This window comes from Actinoallomurus acaciae (assembly GCF_042429965.1).
Lineage (GTDB): Bacteria > Actinomycetota > Actinomycetes > Streptosporangiales > Streptosporangiaceae > Actinoallomurus > Actinoallomurus acaciae.
Window position 1 is genome coordinate 1 of record NZ_JBHLZP010001132.1, and the last position, 995, is coordinate 995.

The 995-nt window shown below is 76.2% G+C and carries 1 protein-coding gene; it reads right to left on the bottom strand.

Annotation, left to right across the window (positions count from 1 at the left end; translation table 11 throughout):
• Positions 1-995, bottom strand: a 995-nt coding sequence (locus tag ACFFNX_RS51085; protein ID WP_378213748.1) for a condensation domain-containing protein, incomplete at both ends; no start/stop codon positions are given.

Consider the following 995-nt stretch of genomic DNA (forward strand, 5'->3'; position numbering starts at 1 on the left):
CCGCGCGACGCGCGCGTCCAGCTCGCGGTAGGTCAGCTCCAGGTCGCCGGAGACCAGCGCGGTCGCCTCCGGCGTACGGGCCGCCTGGTCGGCGAACAGGCGGGCGAGGGTCGTCGCGGGAACGTCGTGGTCGGTGGCGTTCCAGTCGCGCAGGACCCGCCGGCGCTCCCCGTCGGTCAGCAGGTCGATGGCCTCCACCGGGCCGTCCGGGTCGGCCGCGAAGGCGGTGAGCACCCGGCCGAGCCGTACGAGCAGGTCGCGGGCGTCCTCGGCGGACAGCAGGCCGGCGCGGTGGGCGAGGGCGAGCTGGAGGCGCTCGCCCGGCTCGGCGACCAGCGTGAGCGGGTAGTGGGTGGCGTCCCGTCCTTCGAGGTCGGCGATGGGCAGGCCGCCGTCCGCGCCCGCGGTGTCGGGGTAGTTCTCGAAGACGAGCAGCGTGTCGAACAGTTCCCCGAGCCCGGCCGCCCGCTGGATGTCGGCGAGGCCCAGGTACTGGTGCTCCATCAGCGCGGCCTGCTCGTCCTCCACCCGCGTCAGCAGGGCCGCGACCGTCTCCGTGGGGTCGGTCCGCACGCGGACCGGCACGGTGTTGATGAAGAGGCCGATCATCGACTCCACGCCCGCCAGCTCCGGCGGGCGGCCCGACACCGTGGCCCCGAAGACCACGTCGTCGCGGCCGGTGATCCGCCCGAGCAGGATGCCCCAGGCGACCTGCACCAGCGTGTTCGTCGTCAGCCCGCGTGCGCGGGCCATCGTGCCGAGCCACGCGGTGAGCGTCTCGGGCAGCGCCAGCTCGACCGTCTCGGGCGGGCCGGACGGATCGGCCGGGCCGGCCGGGGCGAGCAGGGTCGGCTCGGCGAGGCCGGCGAGGGCCCGCCGCCACGCGTACCCGGCCGCCGCCGTGTCACGGCCGGACAGCCAGGCCAAATGGTCGCGGTAGGGGCGCACCGGCGCCGGCTCGGCGCCCTCGTACAGCGCCGCCAGCTCCGCGAGCA